Origin of the sequence: Streptomyces sp. (assembly GCF_035645055.1) — a bacterium.
Classification (GTDB): Bacteria; Actinomycetota; Actinomycetes; order Streptomycetales; family Streptomycetaceae; genus Streptomyces.
Window position 1 is genome coordinate 1 of the sequence record NZ_DASQNH010000089.1, and the last position, 2,112, is coordinate 2,112.

Below are 2,112 nucleotides of genomic sequence, written 5' to 3' on the forward strand. Positions count from 1 at the left end.
ACGCTGGAGGAGGCGATGCGGGCGTCCCCATGGTTTCCAGACCCGTCTCGTGCTCGGCGTGGGCCGAACGGTCGGCCGGAGCAGCCCCCGGCACGATTCCGACTTGTGATCGAGAGGCATCGGACGTTCGGCGCCGAGGTCCGGATGGATCAGCCGGTCGGCGCGGCCTTTCGCGATCGCTCGTTCACCGTCCGCCACGTCCACACGTTATTCCTCGACGACATTCCGTCCGCGCCGCCCGAGACCCACTTTCCGGCTGACGACCCCGTCCTAGAGCGTCGGTCAGAAAGTTGACGAAAGGGTGGAGGAGGGGATAGCGTCGCGGTACTCGTGAGGGAGGGGCCGGGATGCGCCCACCAGCGTGGAGCCCGCCGGTCGAGCTGTCGCCGGCGGAGCAGCCGATCGTGAAGCGGATCCGCCGTGCGAAGCTGTTCGTGTTCCTGCGCGAGCGGCGGCACGAGCTGTTCGACGCGGCGTTCCAGGAGGAGCTGGCCGCGCCGTACGCCAGCAGCGGGCAGGGCCGTCTGCCGGTGCCGCCGGCCCGGTTGGCGCTGGCGACGGTGCTGCAGGCGTACGTCGGGTGCTCGGACGACGAGGTCGTCGAGGCGACCGCGATGGATCGGCGCTGGCAGCTGGTGCTGGACTGCCTGGACTGCGCGGAGCCGCCGTTCAGCAAGGGCACGCTGGTGGCGTTCCGCCGGCGCCTGATCGAGCACGGCCTGGATCGCCGCCTGGTGGAGCGGACGGTGGCGCTGGCGGCGGAGCGGGGCGGCTTCGGGAGCCGGGCGCTGCGGGCCGCCTTGGATAGCAGCCCCTTGTGGGGGGCCGGGCGGGTGGAGGACACCTACAACCTGTTGGGCCACGCCGTGCGGAAGGCGCTCGGCGTGCTGGCCCGCCGGCAGGGGCGGGGGCTGGCGGACGTGGCGACCGAGGCCGGCGCGCCGATCCTGGGCGGCACGAGCCTCAAGGCGGCGCTCGACCTGGACTGGGATGACCCGGCCGAGCGGACGCGGGCGCTGGTGGCGGTGCTGGATGCCCTCGGCGCGGTCGAGGCGTACCTGGAGCGGCCCGCCGAGGCGGCCGCGGAGTCGGCGGCGAGCCAGGAGGCGCTGGCCGTCGCGCGGCAGGTCCAGGCGCAGGACGTCGAGCGCGCGGGCGACGGGCCGCCCGCGGTCCGGCGGGGCGTCGCCCGCGCGCGTCGCATCTCGATCGAGGACGCCGAGATGCGGCACGGGCGCAAGAGCCGCAGCCAGCGGGTCGACGGCTACAAGCGCCACGTCCTGCGCGACCTCGACGCCGGCCTGATCCGGGCGGTCGGCATCACGCCCGCCAACAGCCCGGAGGCGTCGGTCACCGACGCGATCGTCGCCGACCTCGACCACCAGGCCGCCCATCTCGACGAGCTGCACATCGACCGGGCCTACCTCAGCAGCGCCCTGGTCCGCGAGCGACCGGCCGACCTCGCCATCTTCTGCAAGGCCTGGCCGGTCCGCAACGGCGACCGCTTCCCCAAGACCGCCTTCGCGCTCGACTGGGAGCGGCGGACCATCCGGTGCCCCAACGGCGCCGCCCTCCCCTTCGAGCCGGGCGGGACCGTCCGCTTCCCGGCCGCGACCTGCGCCGCCTGCCCGCTCCGCGACCGCTGCACCACCAGCGCCCACGGGCGCAGCGTCGCCATCCACCCCGACGAGCGCCTCCTGGGCGAGCTGCGCCAGCGCCAGGCGACGCCGGACGGCCGCGCCACGCTCCGCGAGCGGGTCGCCGTCGAGCACGCCCTCGCCCACGTCGGCCGCTGGCAGGGGCGCCGCGCCCGCTACCGCGGCGCCCGCAAGAACCTCTTCGACCTCCGCCGCTGCGCCGTCGTCCACAACCTCCACGTCCTCGCCCGGCTCCCCCAGCCGAACGCGGCGTGACTTCTTGACCGATGCTCTAGGAGGCTGGGTCACGGGTCCGCCTGGTGAGGGGCGGCAACGGGGACCCGTCCGGTCGTCGCCGTGGTCGGCGGCGGCGTGGACGGGTGTCGGTTGGCGCTGGCGGCAGGCTCGGGGCGGCCGACCCGGGATCAGAGCGCCGCGGCCGGTGCCGGCCGGGCGGCCGGGAGGGGGCAGACGC

The 2,112-nt window shown here is 75.1% G+C and carries 2 protein-coding genes; one reads left to right on the top strand and one right to left on the bottom strand.

The genetic code is table 11. The annotated features are described in order from the left end of the window. A partial coding sequence (locus tag VE614_RS28675; protein WP_324943450.1) for a hypothetical protein occupies window positions 1-204 on the bottom strand: 204 nt, incomplete at its 3' end. A gap of 143 nt (window positions 205-347) precedes the next feature. Here VE614_RS28675 and VE614_RS28680 point away from each other — a divergent pair. Then, the gene (locus tag VE614_RS28680) at window positions 348-1,913 is read left to right on the top strand and encodes an IS1182 family transposase (RefSeq protein ID WP_324943452.1); all 1,566 of its coding nucleotides are present in this window, start codon (window positions 348-350) and stop codon (window positions 1,911-1,913) included. Window positions 1,914-2,112 lie beyond the last annotated feature (199 nt).